Source organism: Streptomyces sp. GC420, from assembly GCF_009916105.1.
GTDB lineage: Bacteria > Actinomycetota > Actinomycetes > Streptomycetales > Streptomycetaceae > Streptomyces.
Genome location: NZ_JAAAXQ010000132.1, coordinates 1 through 18,951, shown reverse-complemented (window position 1 = coordinate 18,951; position 18,951 = coordinate 1). Strand labels below are relative to the sequence as shown.

Annotated in this window: 12 protein-coding genes and 1 riboswitch; of the genes, 7 read left to right on the top strand and 5 right to left on the bottom strand. The window is 72.4% G+C overall.

Annotated elements, in window-relative coordinates; all coding sequences use genetic code 11:
- Positions 1-72: 72 nt before the first annotated feature.
- Positions 73-1,299, bottom strand: a complete 1,227-nt coding sequence (locus GUY61_RS18045) for a C40 family peptidase (RefSeq protein WP_166631213.1) — start codon at positions 1,297-1,299, stop codon at positions 73-75.
- A gap of 7 nt (positions 1,300-1,306) precedes the next feature.
- Positions 1,307-1,516: riboswitch (cyclic di-AMP (ydaO/yuaA leader) on the bottom strand.
- A gap of 255 nt (positions 1,517-1,771) precedes the next feature.
- Here GUY61_RS18045 and pcrA point away from each other — a divergent pair.
- A complete protein-coding gene (gene pcrA, locus GUY61_RS18040) occupies positions 1,772-4,324 on the top strand; it encodes a DNA helicase PcrA (protein ID WP_166631212.1) in 2,553 nt (850 codons plus the stop codon).
- Between the two features lie 130 nt (positions 4,325-4,454).
- Here pcrA and GUY61_RS18035 read toward each other — a convergent pair whose 3' ends face one another.
- Together GUY61_RS18035 and GUY61_RS18030 are read right to left on the bottom strand one after the other, a co-directional pair.
- Entirely contained in the window at positions 4,455-6,062 is a 1,608-nt protein-coding gene (locus GUY61_RS18035) for a peptidoglycan DD-metalloendopeptidase family protein (protein WP_166631211.1), read from the bottom strand.
- 213 nt (positions 6,063-6,275) lie between these two features.
- Positions 6,276-7,103 (bottom strand): triacylglycerol lipase, encoded by an 828-nt coding sequence (locus tag GUY61_RS18030; protein WP_166631210.1) that lies wholly within the window; start codon positions 7,101-7,103, stop codon positions 6,276-6,278.
- Positions 7,104-7,476: 373 nt separating this feature from the next.
- On the opposite strand from GUY61_RS18030, the gene GUY61_RS18025 reads away from it, so the two are divergent.
- The gene (locus GUY61_RS18025) at positions 7,477-7,890 is read left to right on the top strand and encodes a cobalamin B12-binding domain-containing protein (protein ID WP_166631209.1); all 414 of its coding nucleotides are present in this window, start codon (positions 7,477-7,479) and stop codon (positions 7,888-7,890) included.
- 137 nt (positions 7,891-8,027) lie between these two features.
- Here GUY61_RS18025 and GUY61_RS18020 read toward each other — a convergent pair whose 3' ends face one another.
- Both GUY61_RS18020 and GUY61_RS18015 read right to left on the bottom strand, forming a co-directional pair.
- On the bottom strand, positions 8,028-9,785 hold the full coding sequence (locus tag GUY61_RS18020; protein WP_243766544.1) for a DUF5691 domain-containing protein: 1,758 nt from the start codon (positions 9,783-9,785) through the stop codon (positions 8,028-8,030).
- A 271-nt stretch (positions 9,786-10,056) separates the two neighbouring features.
- On the bottom strand, positions 10,057-11,436 hold the full coding sequence (locus GUY61_RS18015; RefSeq protein WP_166631208.1) for an SWIM zinc finger family protein: 1,380 nt from the start codon (positions 11,434-11,436) through the stop codon (positions 10,057-10,059).
- Positions 11,437-11,560: 124 nt separating this feature from the next.
- Between GUY61_RS18015 and GUY61_RS18010 the strand changes: the two genes are divergently transcribed.
- From GUY61_RS18010 to sucD, 5 genes are all read left to right on the top strand, one after another.
- Positions 11,561-12,700, top strand: coding sequence for an AAA family ATPase (locus GUY61_RS18010; RefSeq protein ID WP_166631207.1), 1,140 nt, complete (start codon positions 11,561-11,563; stop codon positions 12,698-12,700).
- The gene (locus tag GUY61_RS18005; RefSeq protein WP_243766543.1) at positions 12,658-15,141 is read left to right on the top strand and encodes a DUF5682 family protein; all 2,484 of its coding nucleotides are present in this window, start codon (positions 12,658-12,660) and stop codon (positions 15,139-15,141) included. Before GUY61_RS18010 ends, GUY61_RS18005 begins: the two co-directional genes overlap by 43 nt.
- 26 nt (positions 15,142-15,167) lie before the next feature.
- Entirely contained in the window at positions 15,168-16,358 is a 1,191-nt protein-coding gene (locus GUY61_RS18000) for a VWA domain-containing protein (RefSeq protein WP_166631206.1), read from the top strand.
- Positions 16,359-16,660: 302 nt separating this feature from the next.
- The gene (gene sucC, locus GUY61_RS17995) at positions 16,661-17,842 is read left to right on the top strand and encodes an ADP-forming succinate--CoA ligase subunit beta (protein WP_166631205.1); all 1,182 of its coding nucleotides are present in this window, start codon (positions 16,661-16,663) and stop codon (positions 17,840-17,842) included.
- Positions 17,843-17,860: 18 nt separating this feature from the next.
- The gene (sucD, locus tag GUY61_RS17990) at positions 17,861-18,745 is read left to right on the top strand and encodes a succinate--CoA ligase subunit alpha (protein WP_166631204.1); all 885 of its coding nucleotides are present in this window, start codon (positions 17,861-17,863) and stop codon (positions 18,743-18,745) included.
- Positions 18,746-18,951 lie beyond the last annotated feature (206 nt).

The following is an 18,951-nucleotide window of genomic DNA, read 5'->3' as shown; positions in this document are numbered from 1 at the left end:
GCCCCGACGACGCCGCGGACCTGAGCCCGAACCCCCGGGGCTCAGGTCCGGGCAGCCGGACCGGACGGGCGCCTACGCGGGGCGCACTCCGGCGTAGATGGGCATGTAGTAGATCGACTCGACGCGGACGTTCGTGCCCGGCTTCGGTGCGTGGATCATCTGACCGTCGCCGATGTAGATGCCCACGTGGCTGATGTCGTCGTAGAAGAAGACGAGATCGCCGGGCAGCAGGTCGGCGGTCGCGACCCGGGTGCCCACCTCGACCTGGTCCCAGGTGGTGCGCGGGAGGGAGACGCCGGCGGCCTTCCACGCCGCCTGGGTCAGCCCCGAGCAGTCGTACGAGTTGGGGCCCGCGGCCCCCCAGACGTACGGCTTGCCGATCTGCGCCTCCGCGAAGGCGATCACCTTCGCGGCCTTCGCGGCGTACGTCGACGAGTCGGTGGAGGTGCCGGTACCCGTACCCGTACCGGTGCCCGTACCGGTGCCCGTACCCGTGCCCGTACCGGTGCCCGTACCGGCGTCCTGCTGGGTCTGCTGCTGGGCCTGTTCCTGACGCGCGCGCTCCGCCGCCTCCGCGGCCTGCTGCCGGGCGAGCTCCTCGGCCTTGCGCTGCGCCTCCTCCTCGCGCTGCCGCTCCAGTTCGGCGAGCCTGGCCTTCTCCTGTGCCGTCAGCTCCGAGAGCAGTTGTCGCGCCGCCGCGAGCTTGCGCTGGACCTCCCGCTTGCCCTCCTTCAGCTCCTCCTGGGAGTCGCTGAGGGTCTCCAGGCTCTGCTGGGCCTCCGCCCGCTTCTCCGCCGTCGCGTCCCGCTGCTCCTCGTAGTCCGTGATGACCGCCTGCTGGCGGTCGTTCAGCCGGTCGAGGAGCTGGTTCTGGTCGAAGTACGACTGCGGGTCGTCCGCGAGCAGGAGGGAGGCCGTGGGGCTGACCGCGCCGGTGCGGTACTGCGCGGCGGCGTAGGAGCCGAGAATGCGGCGGGACTCGTTGAGCTTCTGCGTCTGCTTCGCGACGGTGTCGAGGAGCCGGTCCGACTTCTTGCGCTGCTGGTCGGTGCGCTCCTTGACGGCGTTGTACCGCTGCGTGGCGGTCCCCGCCTGCCGGTAGAGCTCGTCGACCTTCTTCTGGACCTCGTCGAGCGACGGCTTGGAGTCCGAGGGTGTGGGCTGGGGACTGGGGGCGGCCTGGGCGGAACCCTGGGAGAGCAGGGTGACGGAGGCCAGAGCCGCCGTGCCGAAACCGACGGCCGGCGTGGAGCGCGTTCGGATGTTCCGCGGCCTGCGGTGCGACCGGTTCGACGCCAAGATCGGCGACTCCTTCCGTGGACCGCCTACCGGGTTAGCTGTCGGGTTCGGGCTGATCTCGCCGAGCGGAGCAGTCGCTCGGTCTGATCGGAAGGACGCCCTACGGCTCACTCGTGAGCTTGCGCACACGAGCCGCGAGCCGATTCACCCCGGGGTTGCATGGGTGGGTCCCCGGCTCCGGACGCCGGGCGGCGGCCGGATTCGGCGGGGGGCGGCCCGTCCGGCGCGGTTCGCCGGTGGGGGTAAAGCCGCCCGTGGCACATGACGCTAGCCAACTCATGTGGTTCTTGTGAAGGTTGGTGTTCGATATGCCCGATACCTTTTTGTGATCAGTTCGGAGAGAGCGCTTTCTACCTACGGAGGGTTACGGCGTCGGTGCGGTGGGGTCCGGCGCGAGCGACCCGTGGGACCGGGGGGAACCCGGCGGAACCCTGGGTGGAGTGTCAGCGGGGGCGCCTAGACTCGGGAGGCGATGAGCAGCCTCTTTGACGACAGTTTCCTGGCGGACCTCGGCACAACGTCCGGACCCGGCCGGGCGCCCGGCCGCGGACCCGTGCCGCACGGCTCCGGCTCGGCCGCGGCCCATGGCCTCGAGGGCGAGGAGCCCCCGCCGCCGCCCGAGGACGACTACGCCCCGGAGGACATCCCGGACGACCTCTTCGGGGGGAAGTTCGACGCTCCCGTCGACCGTGACGCGTACTACCGCGACGGCGCCCCGAGGCCCGCCATCGACTCCGCCGCGCTGCTCGAGGGGCTCAACGAGCAGCAGCGCGCCGCCGTCGTGCACTCCGGCTCGCCCCTGCTCATCGTGGCCGGCGCCGGCTCGGGCAAGACCCGGGTGCTGACCCACCGCGTCGCGTACCTCCTCGCGGAACGCGGTGCGCACCCCGGCCAGATCCTCGCCATCACCTTCACCAACAAGGCGGCGGGCGAGATGAAGGAGCGCGTGGCGGACCTCGTCGGCCCTCGCGCGAGTGCCATGTGGGTCATGACGTTCCACAGCGCGTGCGTGCGGATCCTGCGCCGCGAGTCGAAGAGGCTCGGCTTCACCTCGTCGTTCTCGATCTACGACGCGGCGGATTCCAAGCGGCTGATGGCGCTGGTCTGCCGGGACCTGGATCTCGATCCCAAGCGGTATCCGCCGAAGTCCTTCAGCGCCAAGGTCTCCAACCTGAAGAACGAGCTGATCGACGAGGAGACCTTCGCCCAGCAGGCCGCGGCGGACGGCTCCGGGGGAGGCTTCGAGAAGACCCTCGCCGAGGCCTACGCGATGTACCAGTCGCGGCTGCGCGAGGCCAACGCGCTCGACTTCGACGACATCATCATGACCACGGTCCACCTCCTCCAGGCGTTCCCCGACGTTGCCGAGCACTACCGGCGCCGCTTCCGTCATGTCCTCGTCGACGAGTACCAGGACACCAACCACGCGCAGTACACGCTGGTGCGGGAGCTGGTCGGGCCCTCGGGCCCGGAAGAGGACCCCGCGGAGCTGTGCGTGGTCGGTGACGCCGACCAGTCGATCTACGCCTTCCGCGGCGCCACCATCCGCAACATCCTCCAGTTCGAGGAGGACTACCCGGACGCCACGACGATCCTGCTGGAGCAGAACTACCGCTCCACGCAGACGATCCTCGGCGCCGCCAACGCCGTCATCGAGCGCAACGAGAGCCGACGCCCGAAGAACCTGTGGACCAACGCCGGGGCGGGTGCCCGGATCACCGGCTATGTCGCCGACACCGAGCACGACGAGGCGCAGTTCGTCGCCGACGAGATCGACCGGCTGACCGACGCGGGCGAGGCCAAGGCCGGTGACGTCGCCGTCTTCTACCGCACGAACGCCCAGTCCCGTGTCTTCGAGGAGATCTTCATCCGCGTCGGACTGCCGTACAAGGTCGTCGGCGGCGTGCGCTTCTACGAGCGCAAGGAGGTCCGGGACATCCTCGCCTACCTCCGGGTGCTCGCCAACCCCGAGGACAGCGTCCCGCTGCGCCGGATCCTGAACGTGCCCAAGCGCGGGATCGGGGACCGCGCGGAGGCGATGATCGAAGCGCTCGCGCTGCGCGAGAAGATCACCTTCCCGCAGGCGCTGCGCCGGGTCGACGAGGCGTACGGCATGGCGGCCCGCTCCGCCAATGCGGTCAAGCGGTTCAACACACTGATGGAGGAACTCCGCACCGTCGTCGAGTCGGGCGCGGGTCCGGCCACGGTCCTGGAGGCCGTCCTGGAGCGGACCGGCTACCTCGCGGAGCTCCAGGCCTCGACCGACCCGCAGGACGAGACCCGGATCGAGAACCTTCAGGAACTCGCTTCCGTGGCGCTGGAGTTCGAGCAGGAACGTGGGCAGGCCGACGAAGCGGCGGGCGCGGGTGCGGGCCCGGGCACGCTCGCCGAGTTCCTGGAGCAGGTGGCCCTCGTCGCCGACTCCGACCAGATCCCCGACGAGGACGAGGAGGGCTCCGGCGTCATAACGCTGATGACCCTGCACACGGCGAAGGGCCTGGAGTTCCCCGTCGTCTTCCTCACCGGCCTGGAGGACGGCGTCTTCCCGCACATGCGCGCACTCGGGCAGACCAAGGAACTGGAGGAGGAGCGGCGTCTCGCGTACGTCGGGATCACACGCGCCCGCGAACGGCTCTACCTGACCCGCTCCACGATGCGCAGTGCCTGGGGACAGCCCGCGTACAACCCGCCGTCCAGGTTCCTGGAGGAGATCCCCGAGCAGTACGTCGACTGGAAGCGCATGGGGGCCGTGGCGAAGCCCGCCGGGCCGGTGGGCGGCATCGCCTCCTCGCTGTCGAGTTCGCGCTCGCGAGCGGGTGGTCCCGCGGGCTTCGCGACACAGCGGACCGGGGACCGGCCGGTGATCGCGCTCTCCGTGGGCGACCGGGTCACGCACGACCAGTTCGGGCTGGGGACGGTCACGGGCGTCGACGGGACGGGGGACAAGGCGAAGGCCACGGTCGACTTCGGTGACGGGCGGCCGAAGACGCTGCTGCTGCGATACGCGCCGGTGCAGAAGCTCTGAGGGACACGCCGTGCCGGGGCCGGCGGTTGACCGGCCCCGGCACAGGCCGGAGCAAGTGGTGCGGCAGCCGGGCACGGGCGGGTCCCTCGGCGCCCGCCTTGCCGTTGGTGCGGCGGTCCGCCGGCGCCGGCTACGTGGGGTCGAGGCCGTGGCTGCGGAGCCAGGTGAGGGGGTCGATCGCCGATCCGCCGCCGGGCCGCACCTCGAAGTGCAGGTGAGGGCCGGTGGAGTTGCCTGAATTGCCGGAGTAGGCGATGGTGTCGCCGGCCTTCACCGAGCCGGTGCGGATCCTGGTGCTGCTGAGATGGCAGTACCACGTCTCGGTGCCGTCGGCGGCGGTCACGATGACCATGTTGCCGTAGGCGGTGTTGTACTGGGTGCGCACGGTGCCGTCGGTCGCGGCCAGCACGGGCGTGCCGTACGACACGGGGAAGTCGATGCCGGTGTGCACGGACATCCAGTTGAGGCCGGCCTGTCCGTAGTAGGCGCTCAGGCCCTTCTGGTTCACCGGGACGGCGAACTTGGGGCGCAGTGCCTCCTTGCGCGCGGCCTCCTCGGCCTTGCGCTTCCGCTCCGCCTCCTGGCGCTCCTTGAGGTCGATGCGCTCCTGGGTACGGCTGGCCCGGTCCGCGAAGTCGTCGGCGTCGGCGCTGAGATTGGCGAGCTGGGTGTCGAGTTCGTTGTTGACCTTCGACGGTTTGACGGCGGTGCCCTCGTCGGCCGCGGCCTGGGTGGTGGTGTTCCTGTTCTCGGCGCCGGAGGTGCTGACGGAGGCCGCGGCGACGCCGGCGACGCCCATCACGCAGACGGAGGGGACGGCGACGGTGAGGAGGGCGGAACGTTTGGCGGGGGCGCGGCGCCTGCTGCGGTTCACGGCCCGGCCCGCGGGGCGGGCCTCGACGCGGCGGGTGCCCGGCAGCGGTTCGGTCACGAGGGGCGTCCCCTGCGCGGGGGTCGCGTCGGGCTCGTGCTCGTACTCCGCCCCGTACTCGGGGTGGTCGTAGCCCGCTTCGTCGTCGGGGTGGCCGGCGTGGTCTTGGGTGTCGTCACCGGGACGGTCCCCGTCCTCGGTCCGCGCCCCGGCAGGGTCCTCGTGACCGTGCCCCTCGTACAGGCCGGCGGGATCCTGGTAGGCCTGTGGGTCGAACTCCTCGTAGCCCTGTGGATCCTGGGCCTGTTCCTCCTCGGGGGCGGGACCCCGCTGCCCCGGGAGCAGTGCCGTTTCCTCCGGCGTCCAGGCGGTGGTGTCGTAGCCGCCGGTGTCATAGCCGTGGTCGGTGGTGGTCCACTGCCCGTTCGGATCGTACGGGCCGGTGTTGAACGTCCCCGTGGTGAACCGGGTGTCCTCGAACCGGCCTGTCTGGCTCCACGTGTTGGCGTCCCACTGGCCGGAGGTCTCCTGCGTGGCCTCTGCGGGCGCCGGCTGGGCGGGGATCCAGGCGGTGGTGGCGTAACCGCCCGTGTCGTACGAGGTCTGCTGGGTGCCGTAGGCGTCGTGGCCGGGGGCCTGCTGGGTCCACTGACCGGCGTCGTACTGGCCGGTGCCCGCATCGTGGCCGGGCATCGTGCCGAAGAGCGGGTCCTCGTGTCCGTAGGAGGTGCCAGCGGTGGAATAGCCGTCGTAACCGGTCTGGTTGTACGTGGCGCCCGTCTCCTCGTATGACGCGTAGTGCCCGAAAGAGGCGTCGGGAGTGGGGGCCTCGGGGGTGGAGATCCCCGACGGGTGACGGTCGTTCACCTACTTCTCTTTCGCCTCGGCAGCAGGAGAATTAGGCGCGACTGTACCCGGCGGTATGCGACGGCGACAATCTTCGGCGGATTCCGGCTGCGCGAGGAACGGGCATTTGGCCGCCTATCGGCGGACTGCGGACGCAGCTTTGGCCTTGTGTTCGATCCGTGTTCGACAAAGGGGGCGCCGGACGTACCTCCGGATGTGTCGCCGAGGTGTCGTTCAGGCGACGGAGACCGACCCGGAGGCGCCGAGGGCGTCCTCCTCGACCTCCAGGGCCTGCCGGATGCCGGTGGCGACCGCCGGGTGCACCGGAAGGGCGAGGTGTCCGACCCCGTTCACCCGCACGTTGTGCGCGATCAGGTCCGGGTGGTGGAGCTGGGCCGAGTCCACCGGCATCATCAGGCGGTCCAGATCGCTCCAGAAACTGATGAACCGCGTCCGGCAGCCCGGCGCGGCTTCGCGCAGTTCGTTGATGATGTCCGACTCGGGGCGCATCTGGCGGATGATCGGATGCGCGCTGAGCGGCGGGACGACCGTCGTGCCGGAGTGCGGGGTGCCCAGTGTCACCAGGACGCGCACGCGCCTGTCGCCGCCCAGCCGCTGTATGTAATAGCGCGCGATCAGGCCGCCGAGGCTGTGGCCCACGATGTCCACCTCGCGGTGACCCGTGCGGGCGCAGATCTCCTCGACATGGCGGCCCAGGATGTCCGCGGCCGCGCGGATGTCCCAGGTCAGCGGCGAATAGTTGAGGGATTCAACATGCGGCCAGCCGTTCCGGGCCAGGGAGCGGCGCAGCAGGACGAACACGGAGCGGTTGTCGATGAACCCGTGGAGCAGCAGCACCGGTGGCCGTGACCGGCCCTCGGTGGGCAGCTGAGGGGTGTCGCCCGCCAGGACGTGCCGGCGCTCCTGCACGATTCCCGTCGGGTACAGGAAGAGGTGCCCGGCGAGAATCGCCAGGTCGAGTGCCGCGGCCCTGACCAGCACCGCGGACTGCTGGACCTGGCGCCAGCACGGCGGAAGAAGCGAAAAGGGCGAGACCCTCATGGCCGACCTCCCGAATGGCAAGCGGGGGGACGACATCGTCCCCCGTTGCCCTCACGGGTAACCGTGATGAGGCCGATGATGCGTATGTGACCCAGTGTGACGGGTGCACAGTGTCGCCGGACGGGGTGCTTTCCCCGGCGCGGCGGCGTGAAGGCCTCTTGCGGCTCCCTCAGCGCGTTGCCCGTCCACGGCGGTGAGCCGCGTCGACGAGTACGGCGCTTGGCTGACTTGTCCCACCGTGTGATTTCCCCCTCTGTGACCACCGCGAAACGGCCCGGTGCGGGATGCTGGGGATAACGTTCGTTCACCTCCCGGGCCGCAGCCGTGGGAGGTTCCGTGCCAGTGACGGTGCAGTCGGTACATGGAGGCAGTGATGGGTGTGACCGGTCCGATCCGTGTGGTGGTCGCCAAACCGGGTCTCGACGGCCACGACCGCGGTGCGAAGGTCATCGCGCGGGCCCTGCGTGACGCCGGTATGGAGGTCATCTACACCGGGCTCCACCAGACGCCCGAGCAGATCGTCGACACCGCGATCCAGGAGGACGCCGACGCCATCGGCATGTCGATCCTGTCCGGCGCGCACAACACGCTGTTCGCCCGCGTCATCGAGCTGCTGAAGGAGCGCGACGCGGAGGACATCAAGGTCTTCGGGGGCGGCATCATCCCGGAGGCGGACATCGCGCCGCTGAAGGAGAAGGGCGTGGCGGAGATCTTCACCCCGGGCGCGACCACGGCGTCCATCGTCGACTGGGTCAACGCCCACGTGCGGCAGCCGGCCGACGTCTGAGGGCTCCTCCGGACGTCCGGCGCGACTCCCGCGGGTCCGTCCCGGCCGGGCGCACCCACACGGCGCAGGCGCAGGCCGTCACGGCCCCACCGTCCTCGACGGCGCCGCCGGACCGCACCGAACCTCGTCGGCCCCGCTCAGCACTCGCCCAGTTCGGCGAGCATCGCCGCGCGGAGCCTGAGCGTGCCGACGAGGCGCTGGAAGGCCTCCGACCAGTAGCTGCCCGCGCCGGGCGAGGCGGACTCCGTCTCGTCCGGCGTCGCGGTGAGGAGTTCCAGGCGGTCGGCCGCCGACGGGTCCAGGCACCGCTCCGCCAGCCCCATCACACCACTGAAGCTCCAGGGATAGCTTCCCGCGTCCCGCGCGATGTCCAGCGCGTCCACGACGGCGCGGCCCAGGGGCCCCGCCCACGGGACCGCGCACACCCCGAGCAGCTGGAAGGCCTCCGAGAGGCCGTTCGCCTCGATGAAGCGGGCGACCCACAGGGCCCGCTCCCCGGCCGGGAGCGTGGCGAGCAGCTTGGAGCGCTCGGCCAGCGAGGCGGTGCCCGGCGAGCTGCCGGTCGGGGCGCCGGGGGCGCCGAGCAGGGCACGGGCCCAGGCCGCGTCCTCCTGCCGCACGGCCGCCCGGCACCATGCCGCGTGCAGTTCCGCCCGCCACTCGTCGGCGACCGGCAGCGCGACCAGGTCCCCGGGCGTACCGCCGCCCAGGCGGGCCGGCCACGTGGCCAGCGGCGCGGACTCGACCAGCTGGCCCAGCCACCAGGAGCGCTCCCCACGCCCGGAAGGGGCCTTCGCGATCACTCCGTCGCGCTGCATCCCGGCGTCGCACTCGTGCGGCGCCTCCACGACGACGACCGGACTTTCACCCGTTCGGTCCAAGCTCACGCAGGAGGCGGCGCGCTCCGCCATCCGGGCGGCGAGCGCGGAGGCCGGCAGGGACGAGAGCAGCTCGGCCGCCATGGACCGGACATTGCGGCTGCGGTCGGCCAGTGCCTGATCGAGGAACGGCTCGTCCGCGTCCGACAGCCCCGATCGCAGCGAATCCAGGAACATCAGCCGGTCCTCGGCCCGCTCGGCCGCCCAGGTCGTGGACAGCAGATCCACCGCGGCCGCCGGGTCGCGGCGGCGCACGGCGGCCAGCAGCGTGACCCGCTCCGCGAACAGCCCCTCCTGCCACAGCCGGGCCACGGCCCCCTCGTCCGCGCTGTCCGGCAGCGTCGCGCTGCCCGCTCCGCCGCGCAGGGCGAACCTCCACTCCGGATTGAGCCGGGCGAGCCACAGGGCCCGCGGGCCGGCGAACGTCAGCACACCCGGGCGGAGATCGGTGCGGGCCCTGGCGGCGTCCAGGAGCGCGGGCAGCGCGGAGGGCGGGGCGGCGAAGCCCCGCCGGTTGGCCGCCGCAAGCCACTGCGGCAGCAGTTCCGTGAGGTCGGGGGCGGTTCCCCGGCGGGCCCCGCCGCGGTCGCCGCCCGCGCGGTCGGCCAGCAGCACGGCGAGCCTGCGCCGGGCCGCTTCCGGCAGCGCGGGCCGCGGATCCGCGGGAGCCGCCTCCGGCGGCGCCACGGCGGGCGCGGGCCGCAGCCCGGCACGCCGCCGCACCGTGTGCAGGGCCGCCGCGTCCAGCAGGGCCACCGCCGGCTCCCGCCCCGCGAGCGGCACCGGCGGCTTACGCCGATCGGTGCCCAGCAGGGCGGCCGTCACCAGTTCCTCCCAGCCGGGAGCCGGACGCGCCGCGCGGCCCCCCGCGGGCCGCGCGGCCGCCCCGCCCCACGGCGAGGAGGCGTCGTCGGCGGAGCCGTCGTCCGCGCCCGGGGCGGTGACGCCGCCCCACGGCGAGGCGTTCTTGTCGTCGGACGCCATGGCGGCGTTCCGCAGTGCGTTCGTACGAAGCATGGGTCCCCTCCGTTTTGAGTGCCGCGATCACGGCCGTCGGTCGGGCCGGCCGTACGCCGTCTTGAGAAGCGCCGCGCCGCGGCGGGCGCGGTTCCGGGTATGCGCGGGCCCGCCGGGAACGGCCGGCCCCGGATGTCCGAAGAAACGAAATGTCCGCATATTCAGCGGCACGGATCTGCTTTGTGCGAGTGATGGGGTTTCGAGATGAAGGTAGGGAAGACCGGAGAGCGAAAAAACTGAATTTCCTGAAAGGCGAAGTCGGTAGGCTCGGTCAGAGCGTGACCGGCTCCCCGGAGCCCTCGGCCCAGGCGGTCAGGGGAGTGAAACCCCGGTGGCCGCACTGACCGAAGACCGTGACCGGGTTGCCGCCGGACAGCGCGACGAGCCGCCACAGCCCCGGACGGCTCAGGAACGCCGGGTCCACGGGAAGGGCCAGGTCGCCCCCGGCGTCGGTGAGCTGCCAGCCCTCGTCCGCCGGGGCGGGTGTCGCACGGCCCAGGGTGGCCGGCCACGACTCCAGCCACGGGTCTTCCCGCAGGGCACGCCCGTAGGCGGCGAGCGCCGCGGCGGCGTCCACGCCGGGCGGCGGGGCGGACGTCTCGGCCCCGGACGGGCCGAAGCGCTCACCGAGAGCGGCCCGGAGAGTGCAGGCGCCCGGATAGAAGGACAGCTCGGCGTCCAGCACCAGCCCGGTGGGCAGGGCGAGCTCAGGGGCCCGGCCGGCCGCGCCGAAGGACAGGAGCAGCGCCGTCCGGGACGACTCACGGCCGTACAGCCAGATGCGCCGTGTCGTCAGCTTCCCGTCGTACGAGTCCTGTTGGGACAGCACGAGCCAGCGGTCCCGAAGCGCCGGCCCCTCGGCGGAGGCGGGCAGCCCCACGCGGGAACGTACCGTCGCCGCGAGCGGCTCGGGCAGGGCGCCGATCTCCCGCCAGGCACGGTCCAGAAGATGCAGCAGCCCGCACTCCTCCAGAAGCCGCACCGGCCAGCCGTGCCCGGAGGCCGGTATCGCGCCCAACTCCCGCACCCGCGCAGCCAGTCCGGGAGCCTGCGCGTCCACCATCCGGGCCGCGGTCTCCTCCCACGGCGCGTATCCGCCGTGACCCGCGGTGGCCAGGCCCGAACGCATCAGATCCGCGAGCCGCTGTTCCAGCTCGGTCGTGCCGGCCGTGATCCGCTCGGCGCGGCGTTCCGCCCGGCGCCGGGCGGCCTGCGGATCGGCGCCGGCGCGCGCGGAGTTCGCGGTCCTCTCCGCGGCCGCCGCCCCGCGCTGTCCGCGCGACTCCAGCCACTCCCGCGCCCAGTCCGCGGCGGTCGCGGCGACCGGCACCGCCTGTTCGTCCGCCGACCAGAGCAGCAGCAGTCCCAACGCGTGCTTGCACGGGAACTTCCGGCTCGGGCAACTGCACTTGTACGCCGGGCCGGTCGTGTCCACGACCGTCTGATACGGCTTGCTTCCGCTTCCCTTGCACAGCCCCCACACGGCCCCACGGTCCGACGCGCCCGTGCCCGACCACGGCCCGGCGGTGCCGAGCTTGCTCCCCGCCTTGCGTGACGCGGCGTCAGGGGCCAGGGCGAGCACCTGTTCCGCTGTCCAGCGCACCCCCCGCTCCGTGGGGTGCGGGGGTGTTCCCCCGTCAGATTGCAGCATGTCCCCGACCGTAGACGGCACCACTGACAAACGCTCCGACCTGCGAAGACGGCCCACTGTCAGTGGCGGGGTGCAGGGTGGTCACCACGTCCCGAACACCTGGGAAAGTTCTGGAGGGGGATCCATGACCGTGTCCGAGATCAGCGTCGCCGCGGCCGAGCCCGAGGCGGACCCGGCGTCCGAGCCGCAGGCCCTGCGGCCGCACGCCGAGGACGCCTTCGCGCAGGAGCTGAAGGCGCTGGCCGCCGCGGACGACCGCCCGCGCCCCGCGCGGTGGCGGCTGTCGCCATGGGCCGTCGCCACCTACCTGCTGGGCGGCACGCTCCCGGACGGCACGGTGATCACGCCGAAGTACGTGGGGCCGCGCCGGATCGTCGAAGTGGCCGTCACCACCCTCGCCACCGACCGGGCACTGCTGCTGCTCGGCGTGCCCGGCACCGCCAAGACCTGGGTCTCCGAGCACCTCGCCGCCGCTGTCAGCGGCGACTCGACGCTGCTGGTGCAGGGCACCGCCGGCACCCCGGAGGAGGCGATCCGCTACGGCTGGAACTACGCGCAGCTGCTCGCCCAGGGCCCCAGCCGGGACGCCCTGGTGCCCAGTCCGGTCATGCGGGCCATGAGCCAGGGCATGATCGCCCGGGTCGAGGAGCTCACCCGCATCCCGGCCGACGTGCAGGACACGCTGATCACGATCCTGTCGGAGAAGACCCTGCCCGTGCCGGAGCTGGGCCAGGAGGTCCAGGCGGTCCGCGGCTTCAACCTGATCGCGACCGCCAACGACCGGGACCGCGGCGTCAACGACCTGTCCAGCGCCCTGCGCCGCCGTTTCAACACGGTGGTGCTTCCGCTGCCCGCGACGGCCGACGACGAGGTCGACATCGTCGCCCGCCGCGTCGACCAGATCGGGCGTTCCCTCGAACTCCCGGCCGCGCCCGACGGCAGCACCGAGATCCGCCGGGTCGTGACCGTCTTCCGCGAACTGCGCGACGGTGTCACCGGCGACGGGCGTACGAAGCTGAAGTCACCCAGCGGCACGCTGTCCACGGCGGAGGCGATCTCGGTCGTCACCAACGGGCTCGCGCTCGCGGCGCACTTCGGTGACGGGGTCCTCAGGCCGGGCGATGTCGCGGCGGGCATCCTCGGGGCCGTGGTGCGCGACCCGGCCGCCGACCGGGTCATCTGGCAGGAGTACCTGGAGACCGTCGTGCGCGAGCGGGACGGATGGAAGGACTTCTACCGCGCCTGCCGCGAGGTGACGGCGTGACAGCCGCCGGGACGGCCCCGCGCGCTGCCGCCGCCGGGCCCTCACACGCGGCCGGGGCCGGGCCCGCGCTGCTCGGGGTGCGGCACCACGGGCCGGGCTCCGCGCGGGCGGTGCGGGCCGCGCTGGACGAGCGGGAACCGCGTGTCGTGCTCATCGAGGGCCCGCCGGAGGGCGACGCCCTGGTCGCGCTCGCCGCGGACCCCGGCATGCGGCCGCCCGTCGCCCTGCTCGCTCACGTCCTGGACGACCCCCGCCGTGCCGCCTTCTGGCCGCTCGCCGCCTTCTCCCCGGAGTGGGTGGCGATCCGCTGGGCGCTGCGGCGCGATGTGCCGGTGCGCTTCATCGATCTGCCCGCCGCGCACTCGCTGGCGTTCCCCGACGCGGACGGCGGTGCCGACGGGGACGGCCGGGGAGAGCCGGGCCCGACCGCCCGGCCGGACGCGGACTCGGGCACGGACGCGGACACAGGCGTGGACCCGGGTGCGGGGGCGGACGCGGAGAGCCTGCGGATCGACCCGGTCGCGGTGCTCGCGGAGGCCGTCGGCTACGACGACCCGGAGCGCTGGTGGGAGGACGTCGTCGAACACCGGGGCGACGGCACGCGCCCGCAGGAGGACGGCGCGCTCGCGCCCTTCCTCGCCCTCGGTGAGGCCATGCAGGCCCTGCGCGAGACCTACGGCGACGGCGGATACACCCGCGACCTGGTGCGCGAGGCCCATATGCGGCTCCAGCTGCGCGCGGCGCGCAAGGAGTTCGGCGACGACGGCGTGGCCGTGGTCTGCGGTGCCTGGCATGTGCCCGCGCTCGCCGCGCGCACCACGGCCACCGCCGACAGGGCCCTGCTGAAAGGGCTGCCCAGGGCCAAGGTGGAGATGACCTGGGTCCCCTGGACGCACCGCCGCCTCGCGCGGCACAGCGGCTACGGCGCCGGGATCACCTCCCCCGGCTGGTACGGGCATCTCTTCGCCGCACGGGACCGGCCGATCGAACGCTGGATGACCAAGGTCGCGGGGCTGCTGCGGGACGAGGACCGGCTCGTGTCCTCCGCGCACGTCATCGAGGCCGTGCGGCTCGCCGACACCCTGGCCGTGATGCGCGGCCGTCCGCTGCCCGGCCTCACCGAGACCCTGGACGCCGTGCGCGCCGTCATGTGCGAGGGCTCCGAGGTGCCGCTCGACCTCGTACGGGACCGCCTCGTCGTCGGCGACGTGCTAGGCGAGGTCCCCCCGACGGCGCCCGCCGTCCCATTGCAAAGGGACCTGGACCGCACCCAGCGCTCCCTGCGGCTCAAGCCCGAGGCCATGGAGCGCGAGCTGGAGCTGGACCTGCGCGAGGAGACGGGTGCCGCCCGCAGCCGCCTGCTGCACCGGCTGCGGCTGCTCGGGGTCGGCTGGGGCGAGCCGGCCGCCTCGCGCGGCAGCACCGGCACGTTCCGGGAGACCTGGCGGCTGCGCTGGGAGCCGGAGCTCGCGGTGCGGGTCGCCGAGGCCGGGGTGTGGGGCACGACGGTGCTGTCCGCCGCCACCGCCAGGGCCGAGTGGGAGGCACTCGCCGCCGCGTCCCTGGCCGAGGTCACCGGGCTGGCCGAGCGCTGTCTGCTCGCCGGACTCCCGGACGCGCTGCCGGTGGTGATGAAGGCGCTGGCCGACCGGGCCGCCCTCGACACCGACACCGCCCATCTGGCACAGGCACTGCCCGCCCTGGTCCGATCCCTGCGCTACGGCGACGTTCGCGGCACCGACACCCGGGCGCTGGCAGAGGTCGCGGCGGGACTCGCCGAACGGATCTTCGTCGGTCTGCCGCCCGCCTGCGCCGGCCTGGACGCGGACGGGGCGGCCGCCATGCGCGTCCACCTGGACGCGGTGCACTCCGCGGTCGCCCTGCTCGACGACGACCCGGTGCCCGCGCTGCGCGACCGCTGGGCCGGGGTCCTGCGGCAGCTGGCCGGGCGGGAGACCGTGCCCGGAGAGATCCGCGGCCGGGCGGCGAGGCTGCTGCTCGACGAGGGACGGCTGGCCCAGGACGAGGCCGCACGGCTGATGAGCCTGGCCCTGTCGCCCGGCACCGAGCCGGCCCGCGCGGCCGCCTGGATCGAGGGCTTCGCCGGCGGCGCGGCCGGCGCGGGGATGCTGCTGGTGCACGACGAACGGCTGCTCGGCCTCGTCGACACCTGGCTCACGGGAGTCCCGGCCGACTCCTTCACCGACGTACTGCCGCTGCTGCGGCGGACCTTCTCGGCGTACGAACCGGGGGTGCGCCGCACGCTCGGCGAGCTGGTCGGGCGGGGCGGCGCCGGGGCACCCGTGCAGGCGGCGGTGGCCGCGCCCGGATTCGGGGCGGAACAGGACCACGAGCGGGCCGACGCCGTACTGCCGACGCTGGGACGGCTGCTGGGGCTGGGCACCGACGACATCAACAGGCTGGTGGGGGCAGGATCGTGAGCGGGCGGACAACGGGAACACCGGCCGTGGAAGACGCCGGGAGCGTGGAAGCGGCCGCGGCCGAGCGGCTGCGGCGCTGGCGGCTGGTGCTCGGCGGGGAACCGGGAGCCGACGGCACCGGGTATGCCCTCGGCGGCCGGGACGCGGCGATGGACGGCACCCTCACCGCGCTCTACGGCGGCGGGACTTCGAAGGGCGGCAACAGGAACGGCGGCGACCGCTCCGGGGGACTCGGGGCCTCCGCGCCCTCCGTCGCCCGCTGGCTCGGCGACATCCGTACGTACTTCCCCACCTCCGTCGTCCAGGTCATGCAGCGCGACGCCATCGACCGGCTGGGCCTGTCCACGCTGCTGCTGGAGCCGGAGATGCTGGAGGCCGTCGAGGCGGACGTCCACCTCGTCGGCACCCTGCTCTCCCTCAACAAGGCGATGCCGGAGACCACGAAGGAGACGGCCCGCGCCGTGGTCCGCAAGGTCGTCCAGGACCTGGAGAAGCGGCTCGCGACCCGCACCCGCGCCACCCTGACCGGCGCCCTCGACCGGTCGGCCCGCATCAGCAGGCCCCGGCACCGGGACATCGACTGGGACCGCACCATCCGGGCCAACCTGAAGAACTATCTCCCGGAGCACGGCACGGTCGTGCCCGAACGCCTCGTCGGATACGGGCGCGCCTCGCAGGCGGTCAGGAAGGAGGTCGTCCTGTGCATCGACCAGTCGGGCTCCATGGCCGCCTCCGTCGTGTACGCCTCGGTCTTCGGCGCGGTCCTGGCGTCGATGCGGTCCATCGCGACCCGGCTCGTCGTGTTCGACACGGCGGTCGTCGACCTCACCGACCAGCTCGACGACCCGGTGGACGTCCTGTTCGGCACGCAGCTGGGCGGCGGCACGGACATCAACCGCGCCCTCGCCCACTGCCAGTCGCGCATCACCCGCCCCGCCGATACGGTGGTCGTGCTGATCAGCGACCTCTACGAGGGCGGGATACGCAACGAGATGCTCAAGCGGGTCGCGGCGATGAAGGCGGCCGGCGTTCAGTTCGTGACGCTGCTCGCCCTCTCGGACGAAGGGGCGCCGGCCTACGACCGCGAGCACGCCGCGGCGCTGGCGGCGCTCGGCGCGCCGGCCTTCGCGTGCACGCCGGATCTGTTCCCCGAGGTGATGGCGGCGGCCCTGGAGAAGCGCCCGATCCCCGTTCCGGACGCCGCGGCGGGACGCTGACCGGCGGCCGCGTCCCTCGGCCGTCCCATCCGCCCCTTTGTACGGCAAGGGCACAAAGGGGCAGGTCAGGACGGTTCGATCAGCAGCCTGTGACTGTAATCACCGCTCGGGTGTGAGATGCGATTTATGGAGGCCGGGTCTGCGGAGATAACCTGCGAGACGGACATGCCGCGTGCCCGGACACCGTGTACGCACCCCTTGTGACCCCTAGTGACAGCGGAAGTCACGTTGCCCTTCGCGGCACGCCCACGCAGACAGCAAACCTGCCAAGCGACGAGATCACTGATAAGGGACGGACGCGCGTGGACCTGTTCGAGTACCAGGCGAGGGACCTCTTCGCCAAGCACGGTGTACCGGTGCTGGCCGGTGAAGTCATCGATACGCCTGAGGCGGCGCGCGAGGTGACCGAGCGTCTCGGCGGCCGCTCGGTCGTCAAGGCGCAGGTCAAGGTCGGCGGCCGCGGCAAGGCCGGCGGCGTCAAGCTGGCCTCCGACCCGGACGACGCGGTCGAGAAGGCCGGCCAGATTCTGGGCATGGACATCAAGGGCCACACGGTCCACAAGGTGATGCTGGCCGAGACCGCGCCCGACATCGCCGAGGAGTACTACGTCTCGTACCTCCTCGACCGCGCCAACCGCACCTTCCTGGCCATGGCCTCCGTCGAGGGCGGCATGGACATCGAAGAGGTCGCGGCCACCAAGCCCGAGGCCCTGGCCAAGATCCCGGTCGACGCCGTCGAGGGTGTCACCCCGGAGAAGGCCGCCGAGATCGTCGCGGCCGCCAAGTTCCCGGCCGAGGTCGCCGACCAGGTCGCCGAGATCCTGCAGACGCTGTGGAAGACCTTCGTCGCCGAGGACGCCCTTCTCGTCGAGGTCAACCCGCTGGCCAAGGTCTCCGACGGCCGGGTCATCGCCCTGGACGGCAAGGTGTCCCTGGACGCCAACGCCGAGTTCCGCCAGCCGGGCCACGCCGAGCTCGAGGACAAGGCCGCGGCCAACCCCCTCGAGGCCGCCGCGAAGGCCAAGAACCTCAACTACGTCAAGCTCGACGGCGAGGTCGGCATCATCGGCAACGGCGCGGGTCTGGTCATGTCGACCCTCGACGTCGTCGCCTACGCCGGCGAGGCGCACAAGGGCGTCAAGCCCGCCAACTTCCTCGACATCGGCGGCGGTGCCTCCGCCGAGGTCATGGCGAACGGCCTGGAGATCATCCTCGGAGACCCGGACGTCAAGTCCGTCTTCGTCAACGTCTTCGGCGGCATCACCGCCTGCGACGCCGTCGCCAACGGCATCGTGCAGGCCCTGGAGCTCCTCAAGAGCAAGGGCGAAGAGGTCACCAAGCCGCTGGTCGTGCGCCTCGACGGCAACAACGCCGAGCTGGGTCGCAAGATCCTGACCGACGCCAACCACCCGCTCGTTCAGCAGGTGGACACCATGGACGGCGCGGCCGACAAGGCCGCCGAGCTGGCTGCTGCCGCGAAGTAAGGGACGGACACAACAACCATGGCTATCTTCCTCACCAAGGAATCCAAGGTCATCGTCCAGGGCATGACCGGCTCCGAGGGCCAGAAGCACACCCGGCGGATGCTCGCCTCCGGCACCAACATCGTCGGTGGCGTGAACCCCCGCAAGGCCGGCACGACCGTCGACTTCGACGGCACCGAGGTACCGGTATTCGGCTCCGTGGCCGAGGCCATCGAGAAGACGGGCGCCGACGTCACCGTCATCTTCGTCCCGGAGAAGTTCACCAAGGACGCGGTCATCGAGGCGATCGACGCCGAGATCGGCCTCGCGGTCGTCATCACCGAGGGCGTCGCCGTCCACGACACCGCCGAGTTCTGGGCCTACGCCGGCTCCAAGGGCAACAAGACCCGGATCATCGGCCCGAACTGCCCCGGTCTGATCAGCCCCGGACAGTCGAACGCGGGCATCATCCCCGCCGACATCACCAAGCCGGGCCGCATCGGTCTGGTGTCCAAGTCCGGCACGCTGACCTACCAGATGATGTACGAGCTGCGGGACCTCGGCTTCTCGTCCTGCGTGGGCATCGGTGGTGACCCGATCATCGGCACCACGCACATCGACGCCCTCGCCGCGTTCGAGGCCGACCCCGAGACCGACCTGATCGTCATGATCGGTGAGATCGGCGGCGACGCCGAGGAGCGCGCGGCCGACTACATCAAGGCCAACGTCACCAAGCCGGTCGTCGGCTACGTCGCGGGCTTCACCGCGCCCGAGGGCAAGACCATGGGCCACGCCGGTGCCATCGTCTCCGGCTCCTCCGGCACGGCCCAGGCGAAGAAGGAGGCCCTCGAGGCCGCGGGCGTCAAGGTCGGCAAGACCCCGACCGAGACGGCCAAGCTGGCGCGCGCCATCCTCGGTCACTGACACACCGGCCGGTGCTCCCCGCCGGCCGTCGAGCACGGCACCGACTGCTGGGCCCGCACCCTTCGGGGTGCGGGCCCAGCGGCCTTCCGGCGGGGGCCCGCCGGCCGGTGCCCTGGCCCGTACGGCCGCCGGGGCGCCGGACCCGGGCCCCGGGCGGTGGGCCCGCCGGGGCGCCGGGTCGCCACGCGGAGCAGGCGGGTGGGCAG